We start from the raw sequence: 3,303 nt of genomic DNA, 5'->3' as shown, positions 1-3,303 counted from the left end.
GAAGATATTATTCATCTTCTTTATTATTTTCCTGGTATTCCTTCCTAACTGCAGCAAAGAAAAGAAAGAAGAAATAAAAAAACCGGAAGTCGATAAAACGAGAGTGGAAGCGATAAAAGATTCAATTCCTCAAAAAATTTTAAAACCTGAAATTCCCAGACCAAAGATCAAGAAACTTAAAAAAGAAGAAAAGAAAGGAGGAGTTTTATTTGCCCGAAATTCAAATAATAGTCAGATAATTCTTCCTCTCAAAAAAACCGATGTGGAAATGAAGATCACAGCAGGAATTTCCCAAACTGATGTAACTCAAACTTTTTATAATGATACCAAAAATCCTTTGGAAGCGATCTATATTTTTCCACTTCCCTCGCAAGCTACGATCACTGGAATGGAGTTGCGAATTGGAAATAAGATCATTGAGAGCGTTGTAAAGGAGAAAAAGGAAGCGAAACGAACTTATGAAAATGCTAAAAAACAGGGAAAACGAACTGCTTTGCTGGAGCAGGAAAGAGAGAATATCTTCACAACATCCGTTGCCAATTTCCAACCAGGAGAAACCGTTAAAGTAAGTTTTTCTTACCTTGAAAAACTGGAGTATCAGAAGGGAAAGTATGAACTCAATTTTCCGATGGTTATCGGTCAAAGGTATATTCCGTATAAATTAGAGAGAGATGAAAATTCCAATGTTTATGTCACTTCAGATGTCAATGATGCTCATCGCATAAATCCTCCTTTAATTCCATTGAATATGGAGAATGAACATTATCTTTCCTTAAATATCGAGATTGATGGTCTTCCTATAAAGGATGGATTTTCATCGACACACGCTATCGATATCGAGAAGATAAATTCGCAAAAATTTCTTGTTTCTCTTGCTGAAGGCAAAACTGCTCCTGATTGTGATTTTAATCTGAAACTATATTTGAAGGAAAACAATTCTCCCCGGATTTCTCTACTCGATTCCAAATCGGAAAATTCAACTTATAGTATGATCACAGTCTTTCCACCCACAAAAAAGGAAAAAACTGTTTTTATTCCTCGCGATGTGATCTTTCTGATAGATACAAGCGGTTCTATGTCCGGCTCATCTATCGGACAGGCAAAACAAGGTTTGAAGCAATGTCTGAAAATGCTTCGGAATGAAGATCAATTTACGATCGTGCGGTTTGCTAATGAATTTTCTTATTTCAGTCCTGTCCTGCGGAAAGCAACTTCTGATAAGATCGAATCTGCAAAAGGATACATCAATTCTCTCCAATCCGGAGGTGGAACGGAAATGCAGAAAGCTCTTCGTTATGTGCTCGATCTTCCAACCAGAGATTATGCCCTGAAAATGATTGTTTTCCTGACTGACGGTTGTGTTGGAAATGAGAACACATTATTTCATCTGCTCAATGATAAACTGGGAAATGGTCGGCTTTTTACTTTCGGGATCGGTAGTGCCCCCAATGAACATCTGATGAAAAAAATGGCGGAGATCGGGAGAGGACAGTCGCGTTTCATTCATTCACACGAAGATATTGGAGAAGTGATGAGTGATTTCTTCAAGACTCTGGAAAATCCGGTTTTGACTGATATTGCGATCAAATGGCTGAATTCCAAAACAGGAAAAGAAAAAATCGTTGAGCATTTCCCAAAATTGTGTCCTGATGTATTTTATGAGAGACCTTTGCAGGTTTTTGCAAAATATCCTTCCGATTTTAAAGGAAAGATGAAAATATCAGGAATATTGAATGGGGAAGAGGTGATCTACGATTTTCCAATAGATCAAAGGAAATCAAAAACCTTTCCTGCCATCGAAAAAATGTTCGGCAGAGCAAATATCCATGACCTGATGTATCAGATGATGAAATCCAGGAATCCTGAAATAAATAAAAAATTGAGGGATCAGGTTCTTCAAGTTGCACTCGAACATCAACTTGTTTCGCAATATACCTCGCGGGTAGCAGTCGAATATAAAATGAAACAAGAGAAACAGCCTGACGGAACTCTGAAAATCGTGAAAGTTCCGGTCAATCTTCCCAAAGGCTGGGATCCGTCCGTGTTTTATGGGACGGCAACGAATAATTATCTGATATTGCTGATAGGATTTGCGATGATCCTGATAGTTATTGTGATCAGGATATTCAGCAGATGAAAATGATAAGAAAATAATGTTATTTTAAAAGTAGGGAACAGGCATGCCTGTTCCCTACGAAAACAAAAAAATGTTACATTTCTACAGGCTTTTATCCTTCGCTGTAGCCTGCTACGGAGAATGGACATTGTGAACAAAGGATTCCGAAAATGAAAAAAAAGAGAATAGTCACATTCATCCAGCTTTTATTATTTCTTTCAGGAAGTTTTATCATCGCCAAACCTTTATACAAGATCGGTTCTTTAAAATACAGAGAAATGAGGATTCAAAAGATCAAGCAGAAGTGGAAACAGTATGACCAGGACACATTATCATTTGTGTACTGGTTGGAAATTCCAGCAGTAAATATTTCTTATCCGATTTTAATGGAACCTGATAGAATTAATTTAGATAAATATCCCTGCCTGAAATTCCTTGATCCTCAAAAAAAGCAAAATGGTATGAAAACCATCACTGCTCATCGGGATATGCATTTTTATAACCTGAAAATGCTGAATGACTCGGATCATATCTTCCTTGAAAAACAGAACGGTGAAAAGAAAGAATATCAAATTCTGGAGATCGAGATCCTGCCAACCGAAATTGCAGAAAGAAAACTAATGGAGAAAAAAGATGAGGACTGGCTGATTTTGATGACCTGTTATCCATTTCATTTTATCGGACCTGCTCCTGAACGGTTTGTGGTCTGGGCGAAGGAGATTGAACGCGGATGATACGGATTCAGCAGATAATCACGGAATAATTGTCATTGAGTCCAACCTCAAAAAAAATGCCCTGAATAACCAGGGCATTTTTAATATAATCTTATAATTTCCTATTCCAACCTATTCCCCGACAAATCTCTCCAATACAGGATGAGATCATTATCAACCGTAATGATCCTATAAAAAGATTTCGGATTAAACACTACATCGTTGTGAGTAAAACTATTTGTAGAGGAAGAATCCAAATAACCAAATCCCGCATAAGGTTCATCCGATCTCTCAATTTTATAACTATCCGCACCGGGAACAGCTTCCCAGTCCAGCTCAACATGAGGTCCATTCATCTCGTTCCCAAACTCCTGTTTGGGAATGCCTGATGTAATTATCATGCAATCTTCAATCCTCTTCCTCTTCTCAACCAACAATTTTTCCCGTGACAGCATCCAGTTCAGAACATCGCGT

At 37.6% G+C, this 3,303-nt stretch carries 3 protein-coding genes; 2 read left to right on the top strand and 1 reads right to left on the bottom strand.

What is annotated here, in order from left to right; all coding sequences use genetic code 11:
- Both ENL20_10320 and ENL20_10315 read left to right on the top strand, forming a co-directional pair.
- Positions 1–2,137: marine proteobacterial sortase target protein (locus tag ENL20_10320; protein HHE38951.1), on the top strand; the 2,137-nt coding region annotated here is incomplete at its 5' end.
- 149 nt (positions 2,138–2,286) lie between these two features.
- On the top strand, positions 2,287–2,850 hold the full coding sequence (locus ENL20_10315) for a sortase (protein HHE38950.1): 564 nt from the start codon (positions 2,287–2,289) through the stop codon (positions 2,848–2,850).
- Between the two features lie 101 nt (positions 2,851–2,951).
- Here ENL20_10315 and ENL20_10310 read toward each other — a convergent pair whose 3' ends face one another.
- Positions 2,952–3,230 (bottom strand): hypothetical protein, encoded by a 279-nt coding sequence (locus ENL20_10310; GenBank protein HHE38949.1) that lies wholly within the window; start codon positions 3,228–3,230, stop codon positions 2,952–2,954.
- Positions 3,231–3,303 lie beyond the last annotated feature (73 nt).

This window comes from Candidatus Cloacimonadota bacterium, assembly GCA_011372345.1.
Classification (GTDB): domain Bacteria; phylum Cloacimonadota; class Cloacimonadia; order Cloacimonadales; family TCS61; genus DRTC01.
This window is presented reverse-complemented; position numbering and strand designations above follow the sequence as displayed.